We start from the raw sequence: 24,692 nt of genomic DNA, 5'->3' as shown, positions 1-24,692 counted from the left end.
ACGGCCCAGAGCCGTCGGCACAAAGCAGACGGGGCGTTGCACACGGGCAGGCGCCCGGCGCAAGGGGGGGGACCCGCATGGACCGCAGACGCGGGGGCGAGACCGTCGACCGGCTGATGGCGCAGATGACGCTGGAGGAAAAGATCGGCCAGCTGAACCTTCTGGCCGCGGGCGAGGGTCTGGTGACCGGAGCCGCCACCGCGACGCCGCTGGCCAAACGGCTTGACGCGGGACAGGTCGGCGCGATCTTCGGCACCAAGTCGCTGGCCTCGGCGCGGGACCTGCAGGACCGCGCGCTGGCGGGCTCGCGCCTGAAGATCCCGCTGTTCTTCGCCGAAGACGTGATCCACGGCCACCGCACCGTCTTTCCGCTGCCGATCGCGCTGGCCGCGAGCTGGGACATGGCGCTGATCGAGGCGACCGCCGGTTTCGCCGCCGCCGAAGCCTCGGCCGAGGGGCTGCATCAGGTCTATGCCCCGATGATCGACGTGTCCCGCGACGCGCGCTGGGGCCGGATGGCCGAAAGCCCGGGCGAGGACCCGCATCTGGCGGGCGCCATCGCCGCCGCCATGACCCGCGGCCTGCAGGGCGACGACCCCGCATCGCCCGGCCGGGTCGCGGCCTGCCTCAAGCATTTCGTGGCCTATGGGGCGCCGCTTTCGGGGCGCGACTACGACAATGCCTCGCTGGCCTGGGAGGACCTGCTGGAGATCTACCTGCCGCCCTTCGCCCAAGGTGTGGCGGCGGGCGCGGCCTCGGTCATGGCCGCCTTCAACGCCGTCAACAAGCTGCCGATGCATGCCCATGAGCCATTGATCGAGGGCTGGCTGCGCGGCCAGACCGGTTTCGACGGGCTTGTCGTGTCGGACTATACCGGCATCCGCGAGCTGACCGCCCACGGGCTTGGCAGCCCCGCCACCGTGGCGCTGCGCGCGCTGGCGGCGGGCATCGACATGGACATGGTGGGCGAGGATTACCTGGCCCATCTGCCCGCCCTGGCCGAGGCCGGGCTCGACGCGCCCGAGGCCGGGCTGTCCGTCCCGGCCGAGCGGGTGCGCGCCCTGATCGACCGCGCCTGTGCCCGGGTGCTGGGCTTCAAGGCGCGGCTGGGGCTGCTTGACGATCCCTGGCGCGGGCTGACCGGCAGCCCGCCCGCCCCCGACCGGGCCGAGGGCCGGGCGCTGGCCCGCAAGGCCGCCGCCCGCTCGGCCGTGCTGCTGAAAAACGACGGGCTCCTGCCACTTGCCCCGGGCGCGCGGGTCGCGCTGATCGGGCCGCTGGCGCGGGACCGGGCGAACATGCTGGGCACCTGGTCGGTGTCGGGGCGGGCCGCCGACGTGACGCCGCTGTTCGAGGCCATGACCGCCATCGCCGGACGCCCGCCCGCCCATGCCCCGGGCTGCAATCTGATCGAGGAGGACTGGCTGGTCGACCGGCTGAACGTCCATGGCGTCACCGTGACCCGCGACCCCCGCCCCGAGGCCGAGATGCTGGCCGAGGCGGTCGCGGTTGCGCAGACGGCCGATGTCGTCGTCGTCGCCCTGGGCGAGGCCAAGGAACATGCGGGCGAATCCTCGTCGCGGCTTTGTCCCGACCTGCCCGCGCCGCAGCGCCGTCTGCTGGACGCACTTGCCGCGACCGGCACGCCGCTGGTCGTCGCGGTCTTCGCGGGCCGGGCGCTGGCGCTGGGTGGCGTGGACGGGCGTTGCGGCGCGCTGCTTTACGCCTGGCATGGCGGCATCGCCGGGCCCGAGGGGGTCGCCGATCTGATCTTCGGCCGCGCCGAACCCTCGGGGCGGCTGCCCGTCACCTTGCCCGCCGCGCCCGGCCAGACCCCGGTCAGCCATGCCGAGGACCCGACCGGCCGCCCCTGGACCGGCCGCTTCGTCAAGTTCCGCACCGGCTGGCTGGATCTGCCGGGCGACCGCCAGCCCTACCCGTTCGGCTTCGGGCTGTCCTATACCGAGGTCGACTACGCCCCCCCGCGCCTGTCGGCGGCCGAGGCCGGGCCGGAAGACCGGGTGCGCCTCAGCGTGACCCTGACCAATACCGGCCCCCGCCCCGCGACCGAGACGGTTCAGGTCTACCTGTCCGACCCCGAGGCGCGGATCACCCGGCCCGCCCGCCATCTGGTGGCGTTCCGCCAGGTCGATCTGGCGCCGGGCGCCACCCGCGAGGTCGTCTTCGAGATCGGGGCGGACCTGGCGCGCTATCCGCTGGCGCCCTCGCTCGAAGAGGCGCGCTGGGTCCGCGACCCGGGCCGGGTCGTCCTGCATGTCGGACCGAACAGCCGCGACACCCGTCCGGTGGAGCTGACATGGCGGGCGTGATCCGCGGCCTGGACGATGCCGCGCTGCGCGACCGCATCGCGCAGGCCACGGCGGGGTATTTCCTCGACTGGAGCCATCCGGTCAGCGGCATGGCGCGCGAACGCAGCGCGGGCGCGTTCGGCTATGACATCGAAGACACGGTCTGCACCGGCGGCACCGGCTTCGGGCTTCTGGCCCAGATCGTCGCGGCCGAGCGCGGCTGGCGCCCCCGGCGCGAAATCCTCGACCGGGTCGAACGGCTGGTGGGCTTTCTGGAAACCGCCGACCGCTTCGACGGCGTGTTCCCGCATTTCCTGCATGGCGGCACCGGCCGCGTCCTGCCCTTCATGGCGGGCGACGATGGCGGCGATCTGGTCGAGACCGCCTTCCTGATGACCGGCCTGCTGGGCGCGGCCGCCTTCTTCACCGAGGCGCCGGAAATCGCCCCCCGGATCGAGGCGCTTTTCGACGCGGTGAACTGGGCCGCGCATCTGCGCGAGGATGGCGCGGTGATGTGGCACCGCCATCCCGACCGGCCCTTTGCCCCGAACGCCCTGCCGATCCGGGGCTGGAACGAGGCGATGCCGGTCTTCGTCCTTGGCGCCGGGTCCGACACCCATCCCATTCCGCCCGAAAGCTATCACCAAAGCTGGGTCCGGACGCCCACCTTTCTCAACGGCCGCAGCTATGACGGCACGGTGCTGCCGCTGGGTCCCGACTGGGGCGGGCCGCTGTTCCTCTCGCAATACCCCTTCCTCGGGATCGACCCGCGCGGGCTGACCGACGCCTATGCCGATTACGGCGCCCAGGCCCGCGCCCATGCGCTGGTCAACCGCGCCCATTGCCTGGCGAATCCCAGGGGCCATGCGGGCTATGGCGCCGCGTGCTGGGGCCTCACGGCCAGCGACGACCCCAAGGGCTATGCCGCCCATTCGCCGACCCACGACACCGGCGTCATCACCCCCACGGCGGCGCTCTCGTCCTTCCCCTATGCGCCCGCCGAGGCGATGCCGGTTCTGCGCCATCTGCATGACGATCTGGGCGACCGGATCTGGGGCGAGGCGGGCTTTGTCGATGCCTTCTGCCCGAAGGGCGACTGGGTGGCGGAAAGCCGTCTGGCCATCGATCAGGGGCCGATTGTCGTGGGGCTGGAAAACCACCGCTCGGGGCTGATCTGGCGGCTGGTCTCGGGCCGCCCCGAGATCCGGCGGGGCTTGCTGCGGCTGGGCTGTTCCGCGCCCTATCTGGCCGCCAGCGCCTGATCGCGCGCGGCCGCCGCCATCAGGAAGGCCGCCGCCGACCAGGTGAGCCCGAGGCAGGAGGTTGACGCGCCGGTCTCGCGGTCGGCCTGTTCGGGCAGGTCGTCGCCCTGTGGCGCGAGGTCTTCGACCACCGCCATCAACGCCTCGGCCCGGTCGAATTCGGCCGCTTCGCCGGTCGCCGCCGCGATCCGGTAATGTGCCTCGGCAAAGCCCAGCGTGACCGGGAACCACGGGTTGCCGCCGCAGAAGACATCCCCCGCCCAGCGCCCCAGCGCGGGGGCCGCGCGGCCATGGTTCAGGGGATAGAGCCCGGCAAACAGCGTCTCGAGCGCCGCCATCGTCGCCCGGGTCCGGGGCGCGGTCAGGGCAAAGGGGCCATCGCTGCGGCCGGCCTGAACCAGCGCCAGCACCGTTGCACTGTCGAGCCCCCCCGGCGCCGCCTCAAGGCTTTCGCGCCAGCCGCCCGTGACCGGATCGGCGGCTTCGGCGATCAAATCGGCGACCGTCTCGGCCGCACCGGCCAGATCCGCCCGCCCGAGACGCCGTGCCCCCAGCTCCAGCGCATCCCATTGCGCGATCAGCGTGAAGCCGCTGCGCCGGGCGGGCTCTTCCTCCCAGGGGCCGAGGCAGGGCTGCCCCGCCACCGAAAGGGTGAAGTCGAGATCGCGCGCGATCAGCCGGTCGGCCTCTTCGCCGCGCGCCTCGGGCATCGCCGCGCCCAGCCGCATCAGCGCCGCGGCCCTGAGCGCGGGGCCGTCATATTGCGGCCGCCCCCAGCGTTCGAGATCGGGGCCGCCATCGGCGGCACAGCGCGGCTCGGCCAGCCAGGCGGGGCCGGTCAGGGCGGCCAGCTCGGCATCGGGGCGCAGATAGGGCCGGTAGGCCTCGGTCGCGCTGTCTTTCAAAGGGTTGACCGGCGGCCCGCGCCGGTCGGGGTCCGAGATCGCCAGCGAAAAGCGGACATGATCGGCCACCGCCCGCCGCCAGAACCCCGCCGCCCCGGGCTCGGCCGCCATCGCCTCGGGAATGGCGGCAAGCGCAATGGCCGCATCGCGGGTCCAGTGGTGGAAATAGTCGGGCTCGGGGTCCCATGAGGCCACCCGTGCCGAGGCCAGGATCGACCCCGGCGCGGGCACCACCGTCCAGCCGAAGCCCGCGCGGTGGCGCGAAAGCCCCGTGGCGGAAACCGCCCGGCGCAGCGCCCGCGCGGCCGCCCCGCGCCGGGCCGCGACCCAGCCCGGGTCCGGCCCCGCGCTCACGCGCCCAGCGCGGCCAGCGCGACGCCCAGCATCGCGGCCACGTCGGGCCCGGCCGGGCAATGGTTCTGCCCCGGCAGCGCCCCGAAGAACCGCCCGTTCGGCGCCGCGTTGAAATAGGCGCGCGCATCGGTCAGCGGCACGATGCCATCCTCGGCCCCGGTGATCACGCCCAGCGGTGCCGCGACCCGGGCCAGCGCGGGCGCGGCATCCTCGGCTTCCATGCCCGCGCGCATCAGCGGCACCTCGCGCTCCAGCGCGGCGACGGCAGGCGGCCCCATCGCCACGCGCGCGGCCAGCAGCCGCGCCCCCGACAGCACCGGCGAGACGCCCAGCACATGATGCGGATCGCCCAGATCGGCGGCCAGATGGCCGATGGCGAAGCCGCCCAGACTGTGGCCCGCCAGTGCCAGCGGCACGTCCGGCCAGCGCGCGCGGGTCCAGACCATGACCTCGGCGGCGGCACGGCGCAGCCCGTCCATGGTCAGCCGGTCGGCAGGCCCCGAAGCGGGCAGCGCGATGGAATTGGGCAGTTCCGGCGCCACGACGCGCCAGCCGCGCGCCAGATAGGCCTCGGCGATCTCGGCGATCTGCGGCTGGTCCGGCGCACCATTGCGGCCATGCACCAGCAGAACCGTGCCAACAGGCACCACCGCTTCGCAGCCGATGACGACCGGCACCGGCCCGTCATCGCGGTCGCGGCCAGACCGGGCGGTCCAGAGAGCGGAAGGCGTACTCATGCGCCGAGTCTAGCCCGCCCGCGCGCCGCCGCAAGACCGGCCTTGCGATCCGGCCCCGGAATTGTTGCAAGACCGGAAACGACACATTTCCAAGGTTCGCAGGCTCCACCCGATCCGGCACTGCCAGACCGGGAAAGACTGCCCGGAGGTCCGCCCGATGCCCGACGGCACCGTCCCCCTGTCGCTGCAGACCGGCACCGGCTTTCTGTCCGGTGCGCTCGACCGCGATGTCTTCGGCGGGCTTTATCTGTCCTGCTAAAATCTCGCGCGGTTCGACGCGGCCTATCAGGCCATGGGACTGCAGGCGATCCGCTGGCCCGGCGGCCCCCCGGCCGCGACCCGCGCCGGGCTGACCGAGGTGCTGGCCCATGCCCGCGCCGCCGATGCCAGCTTTTCGATGATCCTGCCGCTTGCGGCCTGTACCGGGGACGAAGCCGGTCTTCGCGCGGCGGCGGCCGGGTTCATGGCGCGGCTTCTGGACGGCGCGTTCGGCCCGTTGCCGCGGGAATTCACCCAGGAACTCGGCAACGGATATTGCGCCCGGGACAGCCTTGCCGACGCCCCCGCGCTTTAAGGTCGGCTCGCCAATGCCGCCGCCGAAGAAATCTCGCGCCCGGTCTTCGATGCGGCCGTCAATCCCGGGCTCGTCGACGTGTCGGTCGCGGTTCAGGCGGGCCGGACGACCGCCAAGGATGCCGCGATCAGGGGCCGGATGAGCCCGCTTGCGGTGGCTCATATCGACGAGCTGGCGATCCACCGCTTTGCCCCCCGCCTGTGCCGGGCCGATCAGCGCGCCGACGCGGCGGCCGGGCCGCCTGGGCCGATGCGGTCGAGGCGGCAGGCGGCTCCGCGCCGACGCTGGTCCTGTCGGCCTGGACCGTCGACAGCCTGACCCGAAGCGAGGCGCTCGATCGGTTTGTCGCGGCCCAGGCGCCGCTTTTCGGGCTGGAAATCGACCCCGGCTCCATCGGCCTCGACGCGCGCGGCGACGTGGCCTTCGAAACCTTCTTGCAAAGCGGCATCGTCACCGGCCCCGACGGGCAGGCGGTGGCGCTCGACGCGGGGCTTGCCGCGCGCGACTACGGGCTGGCCCGGGCCCGGCTGATGCTGGAGACGCTGGCCAGCCGCGCCGAACTCGGGCGTGAACGGGGCGCGGTCTGCGGGATCGACATGGGCCATGCCGGGCATCTGACGGACCGGCTCGAAACCTTCGTCGCCGCCGCCAGGATGCGGATGATGAGCGAAAGCCTGACCGGCACCCGGCGGGTCTCGGCCCCCGCCGAGGAGGCGGCCGAGGCCGAGACGGTGCAAAGCCATGTCTTCGAGGCCGAGGACCGGATCGTGATCTTCCTCACGGCGGGCGATCCTGGCACGGAGGGGCCGGTCCAGGCGGTGCTGGATCCGGGCGGTATCGCGGGCGGCATCGCCCATGTCGGGGCCGAAAGCCTGACCGCCGGGCTGGCCCCCGACCGGCGCACAGGCTACGGCATGCCCGACACGCCCGGGGTCGACGAAAGCCCCGAGGCGCGGCTCTACGAAACCGGGCTGCGGCAGGCTCTGGTGCCGCAGATCTCGGAAGATACACTGTGGCTGACGCTCACCGGGGACCGCCAGGGGAACCGGCCGGTGATGGCCAGGACCTCGGCCGCGATCCCCGTACTCGCCGACTGGGCCGGAGCGGTGAGCGGGCCGCTGGGCTGCAGCCCGGCACTGCCGGTCTTCAGCGACGGCACGGCGGGGGCGGACCTTCTGACCGGCGGGGCCGGAGACGACTGCCTGAACGGGCTTGACGGCGACGACCGCCTGCAGGGGCATGGCGGGCACGACATCCTCCGGGGCGGCGCGGGCCATGACAGGCTCGACGCGGGTGCGGGCAACGGCCAGATCGACGACGCCTTCGGCGATGACAGGCTTTGGGGCCGCGGGCGACGACACCTTCCACGACAGCCAGGGCAACGACCAGAACTGGGGCGGCGCCGGGGCGGACCGGTTCGCGCTGGACGGAACCACCGGCTATGACCGGATCCACGGTTTCGAGCCGGGGATCGACCTGGTGGTGCTGGGCGAGGGCCTGAGCGCCACCGATGTGCCGGTACTGGATGTGGCGGGCGATGCGGTGGTGCGGATCGCGGGCGGCAACCAGCTCGAGCTGATCGGCATCGACAGCGATCTCGTCGGGATCGACGACTTCCTGTTTCTCTGATTCCGGTCCCGCCCGGCCCGGCCTTCGGTCCCGGGGCCGGCGCGGCATCGCCCCGCGGAGGGCAAGCGATGCGCCTGCGACTCGCTCCGCCGCCCGTCGCCTTGCTGCCCTTTTGGGCGCCACTGCTGCCATCGCCCAGAAATTGGACGGCATTCCAACCGCCTCGCTGCGACAGATCGCGCCAATCCGGCCCCCGCCCCCGCAAATCCGCTATAAAGTCTGACTTGTTAATGTTCAGCCTTGCGAGGCTCCGACCGTCACCGTTATGTCGGCTTTATACATAGCGAAACACAGCGACGACAGGAGCCCGGCAGATGTCGGACCCATCCCTGAAAGCGGCCCTGACGCTGCAGCGCGAGGGCGACCCCCGGATCGGCGGCGACCGCATCCGGCTTCTGCGGGCCATCGACGCCAATGGCTCGATCGCGGGCGCCGCGCGCGAGATAGGGCTGTCCTACAAGGCGGCCTGGGACGCGGTCGGCTCGATGAACAACCTCTTCGCCCGGCCCCTGGTCGAGGCCGCGCCGGGCGGGCGGACCGGCGGCGGCGCGCGCGTCACTCGCGCGGGCCATGCCCTGATCGCCTGTTTTTCCATGCTGGAGGCCTCGCTCGGCAAGGCGCTGGCCGCCATCGACACAGGATTGAAGACCTCGCCGGGCGGCGCGGTGAACACACTTTGGAGCCTGATGATGCAAACGAGTACCCGCAACACGTTCCGCTGCACCGTGACCCGGATCACGCCCGGCGCCGTCAGCACCGAGGTCGACATGGCGCTGACCGACGGCCACACCCTGACCGCCGTCATCACCGAGCGCAGCGCCGCCGACATGGGGCTGGCCGAAGGCTCCGAGGTCTTCGCCCTGATCAAGGCGACCTTCGTGATGCTGGCCGCGGGCGAGGCGCCCGCGAACATCTCGGCCTGCAACCGGCTGACCGGCACCGTCTCGGCGCGCGAGGACGGCCCCGTGAACAGCGAGGTCACGCTCGATCTGGGCGAGGGCAAGACCATCACCGCCATCATCACCCGCACCAGCGCCGATGCGCTCGACTTCGCCGTCGGCAGCACCGCGACCGCGCTGTTCAAGGCCAGTCACGTGATCGTCGCCATGCCGTGACCCGACCCGTCCCCCTGCCCGACACCCGGCCCCGTCTTCTTCCATGAAAGGACCCATCATGACCTTCCGTCTGACTGCCCTGCGCGCGGGCTCTGCGGCGTTTCTGGCAGCCCTTGCGCTGAGCGCCCCGGCCCGCGCCGCCGACACCATTGCCGCCGTTGCCGCCAACTTCACCGATGCCGCGACCGAAATCGGCGCGGCCTTCGAGGCGGCGACCGGCCATCACGTGACCTACAGCTTCGGCTCGACCGGCCAGCTTTACACCCAGATCACCCAGGACGCGCCCTTCGAGGTGTTCCTCGCCGCCGACCAGGCCCGCCCCGAAAAGGCCGAGGCCGAAGGACTGGCCGTGCCCGGCAGCCGCTTTACCTATGCGGTCGGCAAGCTCGTGCTGTTCAGCACCGATCCCGAGGCCATCGACGACAGCCCGGCTGCGCTGAAAGACCCCGACCTGACCCATGTCGCCATCGCCAATCCCGAAACCGCCCCCTATGGCGCGGCGGCGGTCGAGACGATGAAGGCGCTCGGGCTTTACGGGACGCTGGAGCCCAGGATCGTGCAGGGCAAGAGCATCAGCCAGACCCATCAGTTCGTCGCGACCGGCAACGCGCCGGTGGGCTTCGTCGCGCTGTCGCAGGTGATCGCGGATGACACCGGGTCGCGCTGGCTGGTGCCGCAGGACCTTTACACCCCGATCCGGCAGGATGCAGTCTTGCTGACGAAGGGCGCCGACAGCGAGGCCGCCAAGGCCTATGTCGAGTTCCTGAAAAGCCCCGAGGCGCTCGCCATCATCGGGAAATACGGCTACGGCACCGAGGACTAGGCGATGACGGCGTCCCCCCTCTTCGACGCGGCGATGATCGAGACGATCCTGCTGACGCTTCGGCTCGCGGGCATCACCACGGTCGTGCTGCTGCTGGTGGGGACGCCGCTGGCCTGGTGGCTGGCGCGGGGCGGCGGGGTCTGGAAAGAGATCGTCGCCACCGTGGTCGCGCTGCCGATCGTGCTGCCGCCGACCGTACTGGGCTTTTATCTGCTGATCGCGATGGGGCCGCACAGCCCGCTGACCGCGCTGCTGGGGCGGCAGCTGTCCTTCACCTTCACCGGGCTCGTTCTGGGCTCGGTCATCTATTCCCTGCCCTTCGTCGTGAACCCGATCCGCAACGCCTTCGAGGCGATGGGCCCGCGCCCGATGGAGGCCGCGGCGACGCTGCGCGCAGCCCCGCTCGACGCTTTCGTCAGCGTCGCCCTGCCGCTGGCAAGCCCCGGCATCATGACCGGCGCGATCCTGGGCTTTGCCCATACTGTCGGCGAATTCGGCGTGGTGCTGATGATCGGCGGCGGCATCCCGGGCCGGACCAAGGTGCTGTCGGTGACGATCTTCGACTATGTCGAGACGCTGCAATGGCCCAAGGCCCATGTGCTGGCGGGCGGCATGCTGGCGATGTCCTTCGTCGTGATCCTGGCGATGATGCTGATCGAGCGGCGCCTGAACGGAGGCCGACGATGATCGAGGCCGAGTTTCGCGGCCAGCTGGGCGGCTTTGCGCTGGCGGCCGAGTTCACCGCCCCGGGCGAGGGCATCACCGCGCTGTTCGGCCCCTCGGGCTGTGGCAAGACCACCGTGCTGCGCGCCATCGCGGGGCTTCTGCGCCTGCCGGGCAGCCGCCTCAGCGTGAATGGCGAAACCTGGCAGGACGGCCGACAGTTCCGCCCGACCCATCGCCGCGCCATCGGCTATGTCTTTCAGGAGGCAAGCCTTTTCCCGCATCTCTCGGTCCGCGCCAACCTGACCTTCGGACTGCGCCGGGTGAAGGGACCGGTCCGGATCGGCGAGGACGAGGTGGCCGATTTGCTGGGCATCGCGCCGCTCTTCGACCGGCCGACCCGGATGCTCTCGGGCGGCGAACGCCAGCGCGTCGCCATCGGCCGGGCGCTGCTCTCGCAGCCCGAATTGCTGCTGATGGACGAGCCGCTCTCGGCGCTCGACCGGTTTTCCAAGGACGAGATCCTGCCCTATCTCGAACGGCTGCATGCGGCGCTGTCGATCCCGGTGCTTTATGTCAGCCACGATATCGCCGAGGTCGAGCGGCTGGCCGACACGCTGGTGCTGATGGAGGCGGGCCGGGTCCGCGCCGCCGGGCCCCTGGCCGAGATGCTGGCCGATCCGGCGCTGCCCCTGATCCACATGCCCCAGCCCGCCGCGGTGATCGACGGCGAGGTGGTGGGCCGCGATACGAAATACGGCCTCTCCGAGGTGCGGGTGCCGGGCGGCGTGGTCGTCGTGCCGGGCGATCTGGGGCCGGCCGGCCTCAGGCGGCGGCTGCGCATTCCCGCCAGCGATGTCAGCCTCGGGCGGCATGCGCCGCTCGATACCACGATCCTGAACGCCCTGCCCGCCCGGATCGAGGGCGCCGAGCCCGCGGGCGGCCACCAGATGACCGTGCGCCTGCGTCTTGGTCCCGACGGGCGGGGGGCAGCCCTTCTGGCGCGGGTCTCGCTGAAATCCTGGGACCGGCTGGCGCTGAAGCCGGGCGAGCTGGTGGTTGCGCGGCTCAAGGCCGTGGCGCTGGCCGAACCCGCCCCATCGGCCGCGTTGGCGCCGCCCGCTTTCGCTGAGGGCCGGGGGTGAGGACCGCGCATTGCCGGAAGCGGGGCACGCCCCAGCCCCCCGCCGACGCGGCAGAAGGCGGCCGGGCAGGCCCCTCCCCACTCGCGGCCGCGACGCTCCGCCCGGGCGCCCCAAACGAAAGGACCCCATCGCCATGCTGCCGCTCGACGACGCCACCCTGCTTGGCCTTCTGAAGGAAGACGCCCCCTATGGCGATCTGACCACCCGAAGCCTCGGCTTCGGCGCATCCGGGGCCAAACTGACGATGCGCGCACGCGGGCCCATGACCGTCTGCGGCAGCGAAGAGGCCGCGCGGATCTTCGCCCTTCTGGGCGCCCGGGCCGAGATCGCGGCCCCAAGCGGCACAGCGGTCGCGGCAGGCACGCTGCTTGCCGAAGCCACCGGCCCGGCCCAAGCGCTGTTTCTGGGCTGGAAGGTCGCGCAGACCCTGACCGAATGGGCCTCGGGCGTGGCATCGGCCACCGCCGCCCTCGTCGGCGCGGCCCGCGCCGTGACCCCCGGCATCGGCATCGCCTGCACCCGCAAGGCCGTGCCCGGCACCCGCGCGCTGTCGTTGAAGGCGGTCGTGGCGGGCGGCGCCGAGATCCACCGCACCGGGCTGTCGGACACGGTGCTGCTGTTTCCCGAACACCGCGCCTTCGGCGGCCCGGACGCGCTGGCGTCCCAGATCGCCCGGCTGCGCGCCGCCTGCCCCGAGCGCCGCGTGGTGGTCGAGGTCAAGACCCTGACCGAGGCCGAGGCCGCCGCCGAGGCCGGGGCCGATGTGCTTCAGCTAGAGAAATTCACCCCCGACGAGGCCGCCGCCGCCGCCCGCGCGCTGGCGGGCTGGACCGGTTGTCTGGCCGCGGCCGGGGGCATCACTGCCGCCAATGCCGCCGCCTATGCCGCGACCGGCATGCAGGTTCTGGTCACATCCTCGCCCTATTACGCCAAGCCTGCCGATGTTTCGGTCGCCATCGCCCCGGCCTGAGCCTTGGCCTGAGACCTGGCCTGATCCGGGCCTCTTGCCCCATGCGCCGTGTCGGGCGTAAACCTGAGCGCAAGACTCACCTTTATTCCAGCCGAGGACTCTGCCATGACCGATGCCGTCCCCGAGATCCGGCCCCGCAGGCGCGGCGGCCGGGGCGCGTCCCTGACCGAGATCGCCACCGGGCGGCTTGTCCGCGATGTCTGGCTGTCGCCGCACCGGCCGTTCTTTGCGCTTTCGGCGCTCTGGGCGGTGCTGGCGGTGGTCTGGTGGCGGTTTGGCGACCGGATCGGGCTGCCGGTCCCGGCGCTCGGGACGACGACGCTCTGGCACGCGCATGAGATGACCGTCGGCGTCGGCGGCGCGGCGATGGCGGCCTATTTCCTCACCGCGATGCCCAACTGGACCGGGGCGCGGCGGGTGACCGGGCGGGGGCTGATGGGGCTGGCCGGGCTCTGGGCGCTGGCGCGGCTGGCGGCCGCCCTGGGGCAGGTGCTGCCGCTGGCGGTGGTGCTGGCGCCGGGCCTGGCCTTCTATGCGCTGTTCACGGCCGCCTATACCCGCGCCGTGGTCTCGCAAAGGCGCTGGGACCGCTGGGCCATCCCGGCCGCCATCGCCTTTCTGGGGCTGGCCGATGCGGCCTTCCTTGCAACCGCGCTGGGGTATCTGAGCTTTCCGGGCGACGCCGCCATGACCCGGGTGCTGGTGCTGTTCTTCGCGATCAAGGTCTCGATCATCGCAGGCACCATGGCCCCCGCCTTCATCGCGGGCTGGGTCGGGCGCACGGGCGGCCGCCTGCCCGAGGTCGATCCGATGGCCAGCCGCGCGGGGCTTGTCCTGATGCTGGCCGCGATGGCACTGACGCTGGGCGGCGCCGTGACCGCCGCTTCGGCGCTGTTGATCGCGGCCGGGGCGGCGCAGCTTTGGCGGATGCGGCACTGGCGGAGCGTCTCGGCCTTCGGCTACGCGCCCGCGCTGATGCTGGTGCTGGCCTTCGCCTGGGCGCCCTTGGGGCTGGCGCTGACCGGGCTGGCGGCGCTGGTGCCCCTGCCCTGGCGCGAGGCCGACGCGGTGCACGCGCTGATGATGGGCGCGATGTCGGGGCTCGCCTTCTCGATCGCGGCGCGGGCGGCGGCCCGGCGCGCGGGCGGGCTCTTGCGGATCGGTCCGGTCCACAAGGCCGGGTTTGCGCTGATCTGGGGCGCGGTCTGGCTGCGGCTCGCGGCCCCTGCGGTTCCTTCGCTGTACGAGCCCCTTCTCGATGCCACGGCCCTCGCTTTCTGCGGCGGCTGGGCGCTGTTCCTGACCGGCTATATCCCCAGCCTGCGCGGCCCGGTCACCCACCCGGTCTTCAATGCGGGCGGCCACGGGCACGGGCACGGGCACGGGCACGGGCATGGTCACGGTTGCGGCTGCGGCGGTCATGGTCACGGCGGGCAGGCGCAGGGCGGGTGCGGCGGTCATGGCGGGCAAGCCGGTCGGCAGGGCGGGTGCGGCTGCGGCGGCCATGACCACGGAAACGCGGGCAGCGCCTGCGGCATCGGCCCAAGCCGACGCGCCGGGCCGTTCCGGATGCCGGACGAGGCCTAGGCCGGTTCGGTCAGACCGCCGATTTCGCACAGCAGCCGGACGATGGCCCCGACGCCCTCGCCCTGTTTCAGCGCGGCAAAAACGGTCGGCTGCGGTCCGCGCATGCGCTTGGCGTCGCGATCCATCACCCCCAGATCGGCGCCGACATAAGGCGCGAGGTCGGTCTTGTTGATGACCAGCAGATCGGACTTGGTAATCGCGGGCCCGCCCTTGCGGGGGATCTCCTCGCCTGCGGCCACGTCGATCACATAGACCGTCACATCGGCCAGCTCGGGGCTGAAGGTCGCCGAAAGATTGTCGCCGCCCGACTCGATCAACACGATTTCCAGATCGGGAAAGCGGGCGGTCAGTTCGGCAATGGCCGCGAGGTTGATCGAGGCATCCTCGCGGATCGCGGTATGCGGACAGCCGCCGGTTTCGACCCCCTTGATCCGGTCCGAGGGCAGCACCTGCATCCGCATCAGCGCCTCGGCATCTTCCTGGGTGTAGATGTCGTTGGTGACAACCGCGATCGAGTGGGTCTTCGAAAAGGCGCGGGCCAGCGCTGCGGTCAGCGTGGTCTTGCCGGCGCCGACGGGGCCGCCGATGCCGATGCGAAGGGGGCCATGCGGGGAAGTCATGTGCGGAAAAGCCTCGAATACTGGGTTTCATGCGTCATCGACGCGATATCGGCCAGGAAACTCGTCCCGGCAAGATCGTCGAGCGTTTCGCTCAGCGCCAGTCCGGCCACCTCTTCGCAGAGCGGCTGCAGCGCGGTCAGGACCCTCTGCCCCTCGGTCTGGCCGATGGGGATCAGACGGATGCCCGCCGAGACGAGGTTCGAGAGGAAGGCCTGCAGATACATCCGCGCGGTCAGCCCGAGCGGCAAATCGTGCAACCGCGCGGCGCGGCCAAGCGCCACCGGATAGGTGAAATCGGGCAGATCGTCCGGCCAGACCGCGGCGGTGACCCGGGCGAAGGCCGCGCCCTGGGCCGTGGTCTCGGTTCGCCGCTCGGCCGAGGGCTGGAAGGCGCGGGCCAGCGCGTCGATCCGGGGCAGGTCCTCGGGCGGCGCCTCATAGGCGGCCCTGAGGAAGATGGTGTCGGACCGCCCGGCGCCGAAGCGCAGGATATCGGCCAGCCAGTCCGTCAGCGCGGCGCCGTCCGCGACCGCGCCGGTCGCGACCGCCGATTCCAGCCCGTGGCTATAGGCGAAGGCCCCCACCGGATAGGCGGGCGAAAGCCATTGCGCCAGTCGCAGGATCTGGCCGTCAGTGGCCATGCCCGCAGCAGCCCCCGCCTCCGCAGCCGCCCGTCCTGCGTCCGGACGCGGACCCATGGGGGCCATGATCGTGACCGCCGCAGCCGCAGCCGCCCTGCCCCGACCCGCCGCAGCAACCTTCGGCCCCATGGTCGTGGTCGGGGTCATGCGCGTGCAGATGGTCCGCCGCCCCGTGGGTATGGTCGTGGGCGTGGCCATGGTCGTGGTGATGGGGGTGATCGTGCCCGTCGCGGTGGTCGTGGTCATGCCCATGATCGTGGTCATGCGCGTGGTGGTGGTCATGCCCGTGGTCATGCCCGTGGTCATGATCGTGCCCGTGGCCTTGGTCGTGCGAATGCCCATGGGCGTCGCCATGGGAATGGCCATGGGTGCGGCCGTGGCCATAGGCGCCGCCTTCGGGCGTGAAGGGCTCGACCACCTCGCGCACGGTCGCGCCGATCCGGCCCAGCATGTCCAGCAGCACGTGATCGCGCTGGATCAAAAGCCGCGCCTCTTCGACCTGGCAGGGCGTGTGACGGTTGCCGATATGCCAGGCGAGCCGGGCCAGATCGGTGCCCGTGACCTCCAGCAAGGGTTCGGCCGCGGCCTTCACGACAATGCCGCGCCCGTCTTCCAGCACGATCAGATCGCCCTCGGCCAGCGAGGTCGTATGGGCCAGATCCAGCAGGAAGGCGAGCCCGCCATCGCTGACCAGCCGCTTGCGGCGCAGGAACCGCGCATCATAGTCAAGCGTCACGCTGTCCGCACCCGCGCCTGCGCCGGGCCGGATCTCAAGCGCCACCGGAAGCCCGCTCATGCCGCCGCCTCCGGTGCGCAATCCCCTAGTTGAAGAGGTCGCGAAAGACATAGCGCGGGATCTCGTCCCGCGTGATGCCAAGTTTGGCCAGCTGCGCGTCGGAACAGGCGTTCAGGTTCTGGATCTCCCGCATCCGCGCGCGCCGGAGCCCATAGGGGTTCACCCCCAGACCGAGGCCCGCGAAGAACAGGTCCAGCCGTTCCGCCATGCCGCCGGGCACGGACTTGACCGTCATGAATGGAGTCGCCATCGGAAACCTCCGTCTGTGTCCACAGGCATGGTTTCCCCCCTTTCCCCTTAAAATAGGGCTTACATACGGCCCGCCCCAGAGCATTCAATGCCCGGGCGCCCTTATTTTGCTGCATTGCAGCGCAAACCGGCACTTTGATCATTCTCGCCTCAGAACATGAAATAGCGTTGCGCCATCGGCAGCACCTCGGCGGGCGCGCAGGTCAGCAGCTCGCCATCGGCCCGGACCTCGTAGGTCTCGGGGTTCACCTCGACCTTGGGCATCGCGTCGTTCAGTTTCAGGTCGCGCTTGCCGATGCCGCGGGTATGGCGGACCGCGACGGTCTGCTTGGCCAGGCCCAGCTTGCTGCGGATGCCGTCGGCAAGGGCCGCCTCCGAGACGAAGGTGACGGCCGACTGTTCGACCGAGCGGCCATAGGCGCCCCACATCGGCCGCGTATAGACCGGCTGCGGCGTCGGGATCGAGGCATTCGGGTCGCCCATCTGCGCACAGACGATGGTGCCGCCCATCAGCACCATTTCCGGCTTCACCCCGAAGAAGGCGGGGCTCCACAACACCAGATCGGCGCGCTTGCCCTCTTCGATCGACCCGATCTCGTGGCTGATCCCGTGGGCGATGGCCGGGTTGATGGTGTATTTCGCGACATAGCGGCGGACCCGCAGGTTGTCGTTCGCGCCCTGTTCCTCGGCCAGGCGGCCGCGCTGGACCTTCATCTTGTGGGCGGTCTGCCAGGTGCGGATGATCACCTCGCCGACCCGGCCCATGGCCTGGCTGTCGGATGCGATGATCGAGAAGGCGCCCATGTCGTGCAGGATGTCCTCGGCGGCGATGGTCTCGCGCCGGATCCGGCTTTCGGCGAAGGCCACATCCTCGGGGATCGACTTGTCGAGATGGTGGCAGACCATCAGCATGTCGAGATGTTCCTCGAGCGTGTTGACCGTGAAAGGCCGGGTCGGGTTGGTCGAGGACGGCAGCACGAAGTCCTCGCCGCAGACCTTGATGATGTCGGGCGCATGGCCGCCGCCCGCGCCCTCGGTATGGAAGGCGTGGATCGTGCGGCCCTTCATGGCGGCGACGGTGTGTTCGACGAAGCCCGATTCGTTCAGCGTGTCGGTATGGATCATCACCTGCACGTCCATCGCATCGGCGACCGACAGGCAACAGTCGATGGCGGCGGGCGTGGTGCCCCAGTCCTCGTGCAGCTTCAGCGCGCAGGCGCCCGCTTTCACCTGTTCCTCCAGCGCGCCGGGCAGCGAGGCATTGCCCTTGCCCGCGAAGGCCAGGTTCATCGGGAAGGCATCGGCCGATTGCAGCATCCGGCCCAGATGCCAGGCCCCGGGCGTGCAGGTGGTGGCCAGCGTGCCATGGGCGGGGCCGGTGCCGCCGCCCAGCATGGTCGTCAGCCCGGAATGGAGCGCATCCTCGATCTGCTGCGGGCAGATGTAATGGATGTGGCTGTCGAACCCGCCCGCGGTCAGGATCTTGCCCTCGCCCGCGATGACCTCGGTGCCGGGGCCGACGATGATGTCGACGCCGGGCTGGGTGTCGGGGTTCCCGGCCTTGCCGATCTTGAAGATGCGGCCGTCCCGGAGGCCCACATCGGCCTTGTAGATGCCGGTCCAGTCGAGGATCAGCGCATTGGTGATGACGGTATCGACCGCGCCCTCGGCGCGGGTCGCCTGCGACTGGCCCATGCCGTCGCGAATGACCTTGCCGCCGCCGAACTTGACCTCTTCGCCATAGACCGGCCCGTTACCGGCCGCGCCTGCCCGCTCGGCGATCAGATCGCGTTCGACCTCGATGATCAGGTCGGTATCGGCCAGACGCAGCTTGTCGCCGGTGGTCGGGCCGAACATCGCGGCATAGTCCGCGCGGGAAATCGTGGCAGGCATCTAGAACCTCTTGCGGATGGACAGGGGGGCGGCGCCGGGTGCGCCGCCGGGAACTGGGAAAGAACGCAGACGCCCGCAGTCCCCGGCGCGGCCGCAGCACCGCGCCATGCGCCGGAGAGCGGGGGCGGTCATTGCGGCAACACCCCGCGCAGGTCGGCCGTGCGCCGTTCGGTCAGGCGACGAAGACACTCGGCATGAACCAGCGGCTGGATGCTGCCTCCCTGATACTGGGCGGCTTCGACAGCGCAGGCGGCATCGCGAAAGGCGATCCACTTGCGTTGCGCATCAAGCAGCATCCCGTCGCCGCCCCAGCTGGCCGCCGCCGCCCGGGCCGCAGGCCAGACCGCGTTCAGCTGGGCGTCCGCATTGCGATAGGCCGAGGCGGCACAGTCGTTCATCTCGATCTGGGTATTGCCCGGACAGGCGGCGCCTGCCAGCCCGGGCAGAGCCGCGGCGATCAGCAGGACCGCCACCGCGCCACGCGCCGTCACGATCCGCCCTCGGGCGCATCGCCGCCCGAGGGCGGGGCGGGCGGCGCCGATGGTTTGCGGCGGGCCCGCCCGGGCGTCGCCGGACGCGCGGACCGGGCCGTGCGGGGCGCGGCCGATGCGGGTCTTGAGGCGGGCTTGTCGGCGGGAGCCCCCCCGGATTTCGGCGCGGATTTCGCCGCGGATTTCGGCCCGGATGCGGCGGCGGCCGGGGCGGGCGCGGCCTCCGGTTTCGCCTCGGAGGGCGCCGGCGAACGCTTGGGCGCGGCCTCGGGTGCGGCGGGCGCGAAGGCCGTCACGGTGGCGGCCTCGGCGGGCTGCGGCGCAGGTTCGGGCGCAGGTTCGGGCGCAGGCCTTGCGGGTGCGAGCTTGGCCGTGGCTGCCGGACCCGACATGGCCGCCGGAGCGGTCTCGGACGCCACCCCGGCATCGAGCGGCATCTCATCGACGCTGTCGGCCGCGCTGAGCCCAGAATCCGCGGTCAGTGGGTCGAACCCGCTGGTCCGCATCATCATCGCCAGCCAGGGGTTGGCGCGCAGCATCATGTCGGTGGCGGCCTGATAAAGGCGCATCTGCTGATCGAACATCACAGTCGCCGCCAGGAACGGATTGGCGGCGGAAAAGGCCGGGGATGTGAAAGTCATCGCAACACTTCCTTCTGATGGGGCGTTCGATGCGGGCGCGTCTCAAAGGGCGCCCATCACCTTCTGATTGAAGCCAAAGATGCGCCGCTGTCCCGAGATCGGGATCAGCCGCACCTCCCGGCGCTGGCCGGGCTCGAACCGAACCGCGGTGCCCGCGGCGATATCGAGCCGCAGGCCCCGCGCGGCGTCCCGGTCGAAATCGAGCGCGGGGTTGGTCTCGGCGAAATGATAGTGGCTGCCGACCTGGACCGGCCGGTCGCCGGTATTCGCCACCATCAGGGTGAGCGACTCGCGGCCGTCATTCAAGGTCAGCTCGCCTTCGGCGGGAAAAATCTCTCCGGGGATCATCGGCGCACCTCAGCGGATCGGGTTGTGGACGGTGACGAGCTTGGTGCCATCGGGGAAGGTGGCCTCGACCTGCACCTCGTGGATCATCTCGGGCACGCCTTCCATGCATTGATCCCGGGTCACGACCTGGGCGCCCGCCTCCATCATGTCGGCGACCGAGCGGCCGTCGCGGGCGCCTTCGACCACGGCATCGGTGATCAGGGCGATCGCCTCGGGATGGTTCAGCTTGACGCCGCGCGCCAGGCGCTTGCGCGCGACCTCGGCGGCCATGGCGATCAGAAGCTTGTCTTTTTCGCGGGGTGTCAGTTGCATGTCAGGTCATCCATGATCTTGGCAGGGCTTCGGTCAGGCGCGTCAGCACCGGGATAAGCACCTTGCGCATGTGGTAACTGTCGGGCGCCAGCAGACGCAATGCCAATACATCCTCGGCCAGCAGGCTGGCGCCGCCGGTTGCGGGCAGCAGCGCGCGGATCGGCGCCAGATGCGCCGCCGCCTCGGGCGCGACCAGAACGAGGCTGGCCAGCGCCCCGGCCCCCGCCGCGACCGCCGGACGGGCCAGCTGCGCGGCCACATCGCCCTCGAAGCGCAGCGCGTCGAGATAAAGCGGCACGCCATCCCGCCGGATCTCGATCCGGTCGCGGAAGCGCGCGGCACGCAGGGTCTCGCCCATCGCGGCGCGGCCGAAGACCAGCGGCTCGACCAGCAAAAGCCGGGCGCCGGGGGCAAGATCGGCGACAAGGCTCCGGTCCAGACAGCAGCCCTCGAACAGGATCGTTTCCTGCGGCAGCCAGTCGAGCCGCGCGCCCGCGGCGACCGTCAGCCGGTTCGCGACCCACCCGGTCTCGCCCGGCTGGGCGCGATAGCCGCGCTCGGCCGCCTGGGTGGTGACGCGCAGATGGCTGCCCGCCCCGGCCTCGAGTGTGCAGGAAAACCGGTCGCCGCCGGTGATCCCGCCCGCGGTGTTGACCAGCACCGCGTCAAGCGGCGGGCCGCCGGGCAAGGGCGCCGGGCGCGGAAACACCGCCTTGAAGGCCCCGCTTTGCCGTAGCCCGGCCAGGACCGATCCGCGCGGGCCGGGCTTGGACGACAGCCGCACCTCGCCCTGGGCGCGCGGCTGGGACGGCGCGCAAGGCGCGGAGGCCGACGCGAAGCCCGCGGCCGATGGGTCATGAAAGGCGATGTCCCTGCCCCTTCCCGAAGCGTGCATCCTGTCCGCCCGGTTTTTCCCGCATCCCCGCCCGCTCTGCACGGATTTTCGGCGCGAGCCAAGGAGGCGGATATTGTTAAGCCCAAAATTTAATCACCAACTTCGATAGAGCCCGTTTCCTGGGCTGTTCTCCACGTCCACCGGGGAATTCTCCGCCCGGTCCCGGGGTCGCGATTGCGAGTCCGCCTGCCCGGGGAAAACCTTCGCTCGCCCACACCGGCGACCGGGGTCGATCGAGGCGGGTGTGCGGCGGCCTGGGGGACGGACAGACCGAAGGCGCCGCGCGGGACGCAACAACAGAGGTGGCGATCAGGCCAGAGCCGCCCGCGCGTCAGGCGCAGGGCCGGGCGCGGGCCGGGGACGTCCGGAGGTAGACCATGACATCCATGAAGAAAATCCTGCTTGGCGCGGTCGCGGCCAGCGCGTTCTCGCTGCCCGCCTGGGCCCAGGACACGATCAAGGTGGGCGTGCTGCATTCGCTGTCGGGGACGATGGCGATTTCGGAAACGACGCTGAAGGACACGGTCCTGATGATGATCGACGAACAGAACGCCAAGGGCGGGCTGCTGGGCAAGCAGCTTGAGGCGGTCGTGGTCGACCCGGCCTCCGACTGGCCGCTGTTCGCCGAAAAGGCGCGCGAGCTGCTGACGGTGCAGGATGTCGACGTGATCTTCGGCTGCTGGACCTCGGTCAGCCGCAAATCGGTGCTGCCGGTGATCGAGGAACTGAACGGGCTGCTGTTCTATCCGGTGCAGTACGAGGGCGAGGAAAGCTCGAAGAACGTCTTCTATACCGGCGCCGCGCCGAACCAGCAGGCGATCCCCGCGACCGACTATTTCCTCGACGAGCTGGGGGTCGAGAAATTCGCGCTTCTGGGCACCGACTACGTCTATCCGCGCACCACGAACAACATCCTGCAGGCCTATCTGAAATCGAAGGGAATCCCGGAAAGCGACATCTTCATCAACTACACCCCCTTCGGCCATTCCGACTGGTCGAAGATCGTCTCGGACGTCAAGGCGCTGGGCGCCGACGGCAAGAAGGTCGGCGTGATCTCGACCATCAATGGCGATGCCAATATCGGCTTCTACAAGGAACTGGCGGCGCAGGGCATCTCGGCCGAGGACATCCCCGTGGTGGCCTTCTCGGTCGGCGAGGAGGAACTGTCGGGCCTCGACACCTCGAACCTGGTCGGCCACCTCGCGGCCTGGAACTACTTCGAATCCGCCGAGTCGCCTGAAAACGAGGCCTTCGTGGCCAAGTGGAAGGAACGGATGGGTCAGGACCGGGTGACCAACGACCCGATGGAAGCGACCTATATCGGCTTCAACATGTGGGTGGATGCGGTCGAAGAGGCCGGGACCACCGACGTCGGCGCGGTCTCGGACGCGATGATCGGCCAGACCCATCCCAACCTCACCGGCTCGACCGCCGAGATGCTGCCGAACCACCACCTGACCAAACCGGTGCTGATCGGCGAGATCCGCGCCGACGGCCAGTTCGACATCATCAGCGAGACCGATCCGGTGCCGGGCGACGCCTGGACCGACTACCTGCCGGAATCGGCGGTCCTGACCTCGGACTGGAAGGATCTCGACTGCGGCATGTACAACACCGAAACCAAGACCTGCGTGCAGATCAAGTCGAACTACTGATCCGGACCGGGGGCGGGCCTGTCCGCCCCCCTTCCTCTCCGAGCAGGGTCCCCCATGCGCCTTTTCTCCGTCCTTTTCGCCTGCCTTGTGGTGGTTTCGGTGGTTTTCGCGGCTCTGGACGCGGGACCCGCGCTGGCGCAGTCCGGCCCGGTCGGGGCCGAGGTCGAAGCTGGCCCGGACCAGACCAGCCCGATCCAGAGCATTCTTCAGGAAAACCGGGAGCTTATCGAGAAAAGCTCGCGCAGGACCATAGGACCCGCCATCGCGGCGCTGCGCGACAGCGGCCTGCCCGCCGCCCAGAGCGTGCTGGAGAAATGGCAGGACAAGGCGCTTTACCAGCGCAAGTCCGACGGGCTGTTCTTCTTTGCCGAGCCCGCGGACGGCGGCACTCTTCGGCTGATCGACATCGCGACCGGCGAGGCGACCGGCGAGGCCGCGCGGGACGAAGTCGACCAGCTCAAGCCCAACAGCGGCATCCGCGGGCTGATCGGCGCGGCGCTGGTGCAGTTCCAGCTGTCCGATCCCGACCCGGCGCGGCGCGCGGCGGCGCTCGATGCCATCGGGCGGGACGCCGAGCCCGACCATCTGCAGGCGCTGCGCGGCGCCATCGCGACCGAGACCGACCCGGGGCTGAAGGCCCGCAAGGCGCGGCTGGAACGGCTGCTGACCATCGCCTACGCCCCCGACGCGGCCGACCGGATCGTCGCCATCGACAGCTTCGCGGGCGATCTGGGCGTCGACGTGCGCGCCGCGCTGAACCCGCTGGTCGCCACCACCCGCGCGGTCGCCCCCGGCACGCCGCCCGAGGGCGAGAATGTCGCCCGCCGCCTGACCCCCGGCAGCGACGCCCTGCCCGAGGCCGAGGCCTACCGTCTGCTGGTCGCGGCCGGTCTGGCCCGGCCCCGCATCAGCCCCGCCGACAAGCGCAACGCGCTGGCGGCCCATATCGAGAACGGCACCGTCGCGGGCATTCCGCTGGAAGACCTGAACAGCGACGAGGCCCGCGACCGTGCCTATGCGGCGCTTGCGGCCCGGGGCCTCGTGCCGCCCACCGCCACCGCCCAAGAGGTGCAGGCGGCCCTTGACGCCCACAGCTTCTACGACCGCTATGCCGAACCCGACCCGGCGGTGACCGCGGCGGCCGAGGACGCGCTGGACGCCATCGCCTTCAAGGTGGGGCTGAACCAGGTCGCCGATCTTTCGCTCGACGCGCTGTCGCTGGCCTCGATCTATTTCCTTGCCGCCATCGGGCTGGCCATCACCTTCGGGGTGATGGGGGTGATCAACATGGCCCATGGCGAATTCATCATGATGGGCGCCTATACCGGCTATGTGGTCCAGCAGCTCGTGCCGAACTACACCGTCTCGATCCTGATCGCGCTGCCGCTGGCCTTTGCCGTCACCTTCGCGGCCGGCGTCGCGATGGAGCGACTGGTGATCCGCTGGCTCTACAACCGGCCGCTGGAAACGCTGCTTGCAACCTTCGGCATCTCGATCGCGCTGCAGCAATTGGCCAAGAACATCTTCGGCACCCAGGCCCGGCCGCTGACCTCGCCCTCCTGGCTCGACGGCGCGCTGCAACTCAACGACGTGGTCTCGATCAGCTATATCCGGATCGCGATCTTCGTGCTGGCGCTTCTGTTCCTCGCGCTCTTCGTCTTCATCATGCGCCGGACCCGGCTCGGGCTCGAGGTGCGCGCGGTGACCCAGAACCCGCGCATGGCGGCCTCGATGGGGATCAATCCCGACCGCATCAACATGCTGACCTTCGGACTGGGATCGGGGATCGCGGGCGTCGCGGGCGTCGCCATCGGGCTTTACGCCAAGGTCACCTCGGAACTGGGGCAGGACTATATCGTGCAGAGCTTCATGACCGTCGTGGTGGGCGGCGTCGGCAACATCTGGGGCACGCTGCTGGGCGCCACGCTGATCGGTTTCCTGCAGAAGGGCATCGAGTGGCTGAACCCCAGCAACACGCTGGCCGCCCAGACCTACATGATCCTTTTCATCATCCTCTTCATCCAGGTCCGGCCGCGCGGCATCATCGCGCTGCGGGGCCGCGCGGCAGGAGACTGACA

The 24,692-nt window shown here is 70.6% G+C and carries 24 protein-coding genes and 1 pseudogene; 13 read left to right on the top strand and 12 right to left on the bottom strand.

The annotated features are described in order from the left end of the window. Nucleotides 1-77 precede the first annotated feature (77 nt). On the top strand, nucleotides 78-2,330 hold the full coding sequence (locus DSD19_RS17490) for a glycoside hydrolase family 3 N-terminal domain-containing protein (RefSeq protein WP_113670530.1): 2,253 nt from the start codon (nucleotides 78-80) through the stop codon (nucleotides 2,328-2,330). Continuing rightward, nucleotides 2,318-3,571 carry a glucoamylase family protein gene (locus tag DSD19_RS17485; RefSeq protein ID WP_113670529.1) on the top strand — a complete coding sequence of 418 codons (1,254 nt, stop codon included), beginning with the start codon at nucleotides 2,318-2,320 and terminating at the stop codon, nucleotides 3,569-3,571. The genes DSD19_RS17490 and DSD19_RS17485 overlap by 13 nt, the downstream gene beginning before the upstream one ends. Here DSD19_RS17485 and DSD19_RS17480 read toward each other — a convergent pair. Continuing rightward, a complete protein-coding gene (locus tag DSD19_RS17480; RefSeq protein WP_113670528.1) occupies nucleotides 3,550-4,830 on the bottom strand; it encodes a glycoside hydrolase family 15 protein in 1,281 nt (426 codons plus the stop codon). The two genes, DSD19_RS17485 and DSD19_RS17480, sit on opposite strands and share 22 nt — an antisense overlap. After that, on the bottom strand, nucleotides 4,827-5,567 hold the full coding sequence (locus tag DSD19_RS17475; protein ID WP_133260461.1) for an alpha/beta hydrolase: 741 nt from the start codon (nucleotides 5,565-5,567) through the stop codon (nucleotides 4,827-4,829). The genes DSD19_RS17480 and DSD19_RS17475 overlap by 4 nt, the downstream gene beginning before the upstream one ends. Nucleotides 5,568-5,859: 292 nt before the next feature. Here DSD19_RS17475 and DSD19_RS17470 point away from each other — a divergent pair, with 292 nt between their 5' ends. From DSD19_RS17470 to DSD19_RS17435, 9 genes are all read left to right on the top strand, one after another. Beyond that, on the top strand, nucleotides 5,860-6,141 hold the full coding sequence (locus DSD19_RS17470) for a hypothetical protein (RefSeq protein ID WP_113670526.1): 282 nt from the start codon (nucleotides 5,860-5,862) through the stop codon (nucleotides 6,139-6,141). Nucleotides 6,142-6,341: 200 nt separating this feature from the next. Further along, nucleotides 6,342-7,586, top strand: coding sequence for a calcium-binding protein (locus tag DSD19_RS17465; RefSeq protein ID WP_113670525.1), 1,245 nt, complete (start codon nucleotides 6,342-6,344; stop codon nucleotides 7,584-7,586). Continuing rightward, a complete protein-coding gene (locus DSD19_RS21320; protein WP_117434412.1) occupies nucleotides 7,471-7,770 on the top strand; it encodes a hypothetical protein in 300 nt (99 codons plus the stop codon). Before DSD19_RS17465 ends, DSD19_RS21320 begins: the two co-directional genes overlap by 116 nt. A 314-nt stretch (nucleotides 7,771-8,084) precedes the next feature. Then, nucleotides 8,085-8,885 carry a TOBE domain-containing protein gene (locus tag DSD19_RS17460; protein WP_113670524.1) on the top strand — a complete coding sequence of 267 codons (801 nt, stop codon included), beginning with the start codon at nucleotides 8,085-8,087 and terminating at the stop codon, nucleotides 8,883-8,885. Nucleotides 8,886-8,928: 43 nt separating this feature from the next. Next, nucleotides 8,929-9,708 carry a molybdate ABC transporter substrate-binding protein gene (gene modA, locus DSD19_RS17455; RefSeq protein WP_075785555.1) on the top strand — a complete coding sequence of 260 codons (780 nt, stop codon included), beginning with the start codon at nucleotides 8,929-8,931 and terminating at the stop codon, nucleotides 9,706-9,708. Between the two features lie 3 nt (nucleotides 9,709-9,711). Beyond that, on the top strand, nucleotides 9,712-10,395 hold the full coding sequence (gene modB, locus DSD19_RS17450; protein WP_113670522.1) for a molybdate ABC transporter permease subunit: 684 nt from the start codon (nucleotides 9,712-9,714) through the stop codon (nucleotides 10,393-10,395). Further along, the gene (gene modC, locus DSD19_RS17445; protein WP_113670521.1) at nucleotides 10,392-11,516 is read left to right on the top strand and encodes a molybdenum ABC transporter ATP-binding protein; all 1,125 of its coding nucleotides are present in this window, start codon (nucleotides 10,392-10,394) and stop codon (nucleotides 11,514-11,516) included. The genes modB and modC overlap by 4 nt, the downstream gene beginning before the upstream one ends. A 133-nt stretch (nucleotides 11,517-11,649) precedes the next feature. Then, nucleotides 11,650-12,486: a ModD protein gene (modD, locus tag DSD19_RS17440; protein ID WP_113670520.1), complete on the top strand. Its 837-nt coding sequence runs from the start codon at nucleotides 11,650-11,652 to the stop codon at nucleotides 12,484-12,486. A 105-nt stretch (nucleotides 12,487-12,591) separates the two neighbouring features. Beyond that, nucleotides 12,592-14,073 carry an NnrS family protein gene (locus DSD19_RS17435; protein ID WP_113670519.1) on the top strand — a complete coding sequence of 494 codons (1,482 nt, stop codon included), beginning with the start codon at nucleotides 12,592-12,594 and terminating at the stop codon, nucleotides 14,071-14,073. Here the strand turns inward: DSD19_RS17435 and ureG are convergent. From ureG to DSD19_RS17385, 10 genes and pseudogenes are all read right to left on the bottom strand, one after another. Then, nucleotides 14,070-14,693 (bottom strand): urease accessory protein UreG, encoded by a 624-nt coding sequence (ureG, locus tag DSD19_RS17430; protein ID WP_075785550.1) that lies wholly within the window; start codon nucleotides 14,691-14,693, stop codon nucleotides 14,070-14,072. The genes DSD19_RS17435 and ureG overlap by 4 nt on opposite strands. Beyond that, nucleotides 14,690-15,334: an urease accessory protein UreF gene (locus DSD19_RS17425; RefSeq protein WP_113670518.1), complete on the bottom strand. Its 645-nt coding sequence runs from the start codon at nucleotides 15,332-15,334 to the stop codon at nucleotides 14,690-14,692. The genes ureG and DSD19_RS17425 overlap by 4 nt, the downstream gene beginning before the upstream one ends. A 298-nt stretch (nucleotides 15,335-15,632) precedes the next feature. Beyond that, nucleotides 15,633-16,130, bottom strand: a pseudogene (locus DSD19_RS22450) (urease accessory protein UreE); the annotation flags it as partial. 25 nt (nucleotides 16,131-16,155) lie between these two features. Further along, a complete protein-coding gene (locus DSD19_RS17415) occupies nucleotides 16,156-16,380 on the bottom strand; it encodes a hypothetical protein (RefSeq protein ID WP_220086802.1) in 225 nt (74 codons plus the stop codon). Nucleotides 16,381-16,529: 149 nt separating this feature from the next. Continuing rightward, nucleotides 16,530-18,272, bottom strand: a complete 1,743-nt coding sequence (gene ureC / locus DSD19_RS17410) for an urease subunit alpha (protein WP_113670516.1) — start codon at nucleotides 18,270-18,272, stop codon at nucleotides 16,530-16,532. 128 nt (nucleotides 18,273-18,400) lie between these two features. Beyond that, nucleotides 18,401-18,763 (bottom strand): lysozyme inhibitor LprI family protein, encoded by a 363-nt coding sequence (locus tag DSD19_RS17405; protein ID WP_207802486.1) that lies wholly within the window; start codon nucleotides 18,761-18,763, stop codon nucleotides 18,401-18,403. Continuing rightward, nucleotides 18,760-19,404: a hypothetical protein gene (locus tag DSD19_RS17400; protein WP_113670515.1), complete on the bottom strand. Its 645-nt coding sequence runs from the start codon at nucleotides 19,402-19,404 to the stop codon at nucleotides 18,760-18,762. Before DSD19_RS17400 ends, DSD19_RS17405 begins: the two co-directional genes overlap by 4 nt. 42 nt (nucleotides 19,405-19,446) lie before the next feature. After that, nucleotides 19,447-19,752, bottom strand: coding sequence for an urease subunit beta (locus DSD19_RS17395; protein ID WP_075785544.1), 306 nt, complete (start codon nucleotides 19,750-19,752; stop codon nucleotides 19,447-19,449). A gap of 9 nt (nucleotides 19,753-19,761) precedes the next feature. Then, nucleotides 19,762-20,064 (bottom strand): urease subunit gamma, encoded by a 303-nt coding sequence (locus DSD19_RS17390; protein WP_075785543.1) that lies wholly within the window; start codon nucleotides 20,062-20,064, stop codon nucleotides 19,762-19,764. A gap of 1 nt (nucleotide 20,065) precedes the next feature. Next, nucleotides 20,066-20,848 carry an urease accessory protein UreD gene (locus tag DSD19_RS17385; RefSeq protein ID WP_075787542.1) on the bottom strand — a complete coding sequence of 261 codons (783 nt, stop codon included), beginning with the start codon at nucleotides 20,846-20,848 and terminating at the stop codon, nucleotides 20,066-20,068. A gap of 488 nt (nucleotides 20,849-21,336) precedes the next feature. On the opposite strand from DSD19_RS17385, the gene urtA reads away from it, so the two are divergent. After that, nucleotides 21,337-22,614, top strand: a complete 1,278-nt coding sequence (urtA, locus tag DSD19_RS17380; RefSeq protein WP_113670514.1) for an urea ABC transporter substrate-binding protein — start codon at nucleotides 21,337-21,339, stop codon at nucleotides 22,612-22,614. Between the two features lie 54 nt (nucleotides 22,615-22,668). After that, complete coding sequence (gene urtB / locus DSD19_RS17375; protein ID WP_113670513.1) at nucleotides 22,669-24,690, top strand: urea ABC transporter permease subunit UrtB; 2,022 nt, start codon at nucleotides 22,669-22,671, stop codon at nucleotides 24,688-24,690. The last annotated feature ends 2 nt before the right edge of the window (nucleotides 24,691-24,692 follow it).

It is taken from the genome of Rhodovulum sp. BSW8 (assembly GCF_003314725.1).
GTDB classification, from domain to species: domain Bacteria; phylum Pseudomonadota; class Alphaproteobacteria; order Rhodobacterales; family Rhodobacteraceae; genus Rhodovulum; species Rhodovulum visakhapatnamense.
Note: the sequence above shows the minus strand (reverse complement) of the source record. Positions and strands in the feature narration are given on the sequence as shown.

What these genes read in the sequence shown, in the direction of transcription:
- DSD19_RS17490 (WP_113670530.1), top strand. Translation starts at nt 78, where the DNA reads ATGGACCGCAGACGCGGGGGCGAGACCGTCGACCGGCTGATGGCGCAG.
- DSD19_RS17485 (WP_113670529.1), top strand. Translation starts at nt 2,318, where the DNA reads ATGGCGGGCGTGATCCGCGGCCTGGACGATGCCGCGCTGCGCGACCGC.
- DSD19_RS17475 (WP_133260461.1), bottom strand. Translation starts at nt 5,567, where the DNA reads ATGAGTACGCCTTCCGCTCTCTGGACCGCCCGGTCTGGCCGCGACCGC.
- DSD19_RS17470 (WP_113670526.1), top strand. Translation starts at nt 5,860, where the DNA reads ATGGGACTGCAGGCGATCCGCTGGCCCGGCGGCCCCCCGGCCGCGACC.
- DSD19_RS21320 (WP_117434412.1), top strand. Translation starts at nt 7,471, where the DNA reads ATGACAGGCTTTGGGGCCGCGGGCGACGACACCTTCCACGACAGCCAG.
- DSD19_RS17460 (WP_113670524.1), top strand. Translation starts at nt 8,085, where the DNA reads ATGTCGGACCCATCCCTGAAAGCGGCCCTGACGCTGCAGCGCGAGGGC.
- modA (WP_075785555.1), top strand. Translation starts at nt 8,929, where the DNA reads ATGAAAGGACCCATCATGACCTTCCGTCTGACTGCCCTGCGCGCGGGC.
- modB (WP_113670522.1), top strand. Translation starts at nt 9,712, where the DNA reads ATGACGGCGTCCCCCCTCTTCGACGCGGCGATGATCGAGACGATCCTG.
- modC (WP_113670521.1), top strand. Translation starts at nt 10,392, where the DNA reads ATGATCGAGGCCGAGTTTCGCGGCCAGCTGGGCGGCTTTGCGCTGGCG.
- modD (WP_113670520.1), top strand. Translation starts at nt 11,650, where the DNA reads ATGCTGCCGCTCGACGACGCCACCCTGCTTGGCCTTCTGAAGGAAGAC.
- DSD19_RS17435 (WP_113670519.1), top strand. Translation starts at nt 12,592, where the DNA reads ATGACCGATGCCGTCCCCGAGATCCGGCCCCGCAGGCGCGGCGGCCGG.
- ureG (WP_075785550.1), bottom strand. Translation starts at nt 14,693, where the DNA reads ATGACTTCCCCGCATGGCCCCCTTCGCATCGGCATCGGCGGCCCCGTC.
- DSD19_RS17425 (WP_113670518.1), bottom strand. Translation starts at nt 15,334, where the DNA reads ATGGCCACTGACGGCCAGATCCTGCGACTGGCGCAATGGCTTTCGCCC.
- DSD19_RS17415 (WP_220086802.1), bottom strand. Translation starts at nt 16,380, where the DNA reads ATGGCGACTCCATTCATGACGGTCAAGTCCGTGCCCGGCGGCATGGCG.
- ureC (WP_113670516.1), bottom strand. Translation starts at nt 18,272, where the DNA reads ATGCCTGCCACGATTTCCCGCGCGGACTATGCCGCGATGTTCGGCCCG.
- DSD19_RS17400 (WP_113670515.1), bottom strand. Translation starts at nt 19,404, where the DNA reads ATGACTTTCACATCCCCGGCCTTTTCCGCCGCCAATCCGTTCCTGGCG.
- DSD19_RS17395 (WP_075785544.1), bottom strand. Translation starts at nt 19,752, where the DNA reads ATGATCCCCGGAGAGATTTTTCCCGCCGAAGGCGAGCTGACCTTGAAT.
- DSD19_RS17390 (WP_075785543.1), bottom strand. Translation starts at nt 20,064, where the DNA reads ATGCAACTGACACCCCGCGAAAAAGACAAGCTTCTGATCGCCATGGCC.
- urtA (WP_113670514.1), top strand. Translation starts at nt 21,337, where the DNA reads ATGACATCCATGAAGAAAATCCTGCTTGGCGCGGTCGCGGCCAGCGCG.
- urtB (WP_113670513.1), top strand. Translation starts at nt 22,669, where the DNA reads ATGCGCCTTTTCTCCGTCCTTTTCGCCTGCCTTGTGGTGGTTTCGGTG.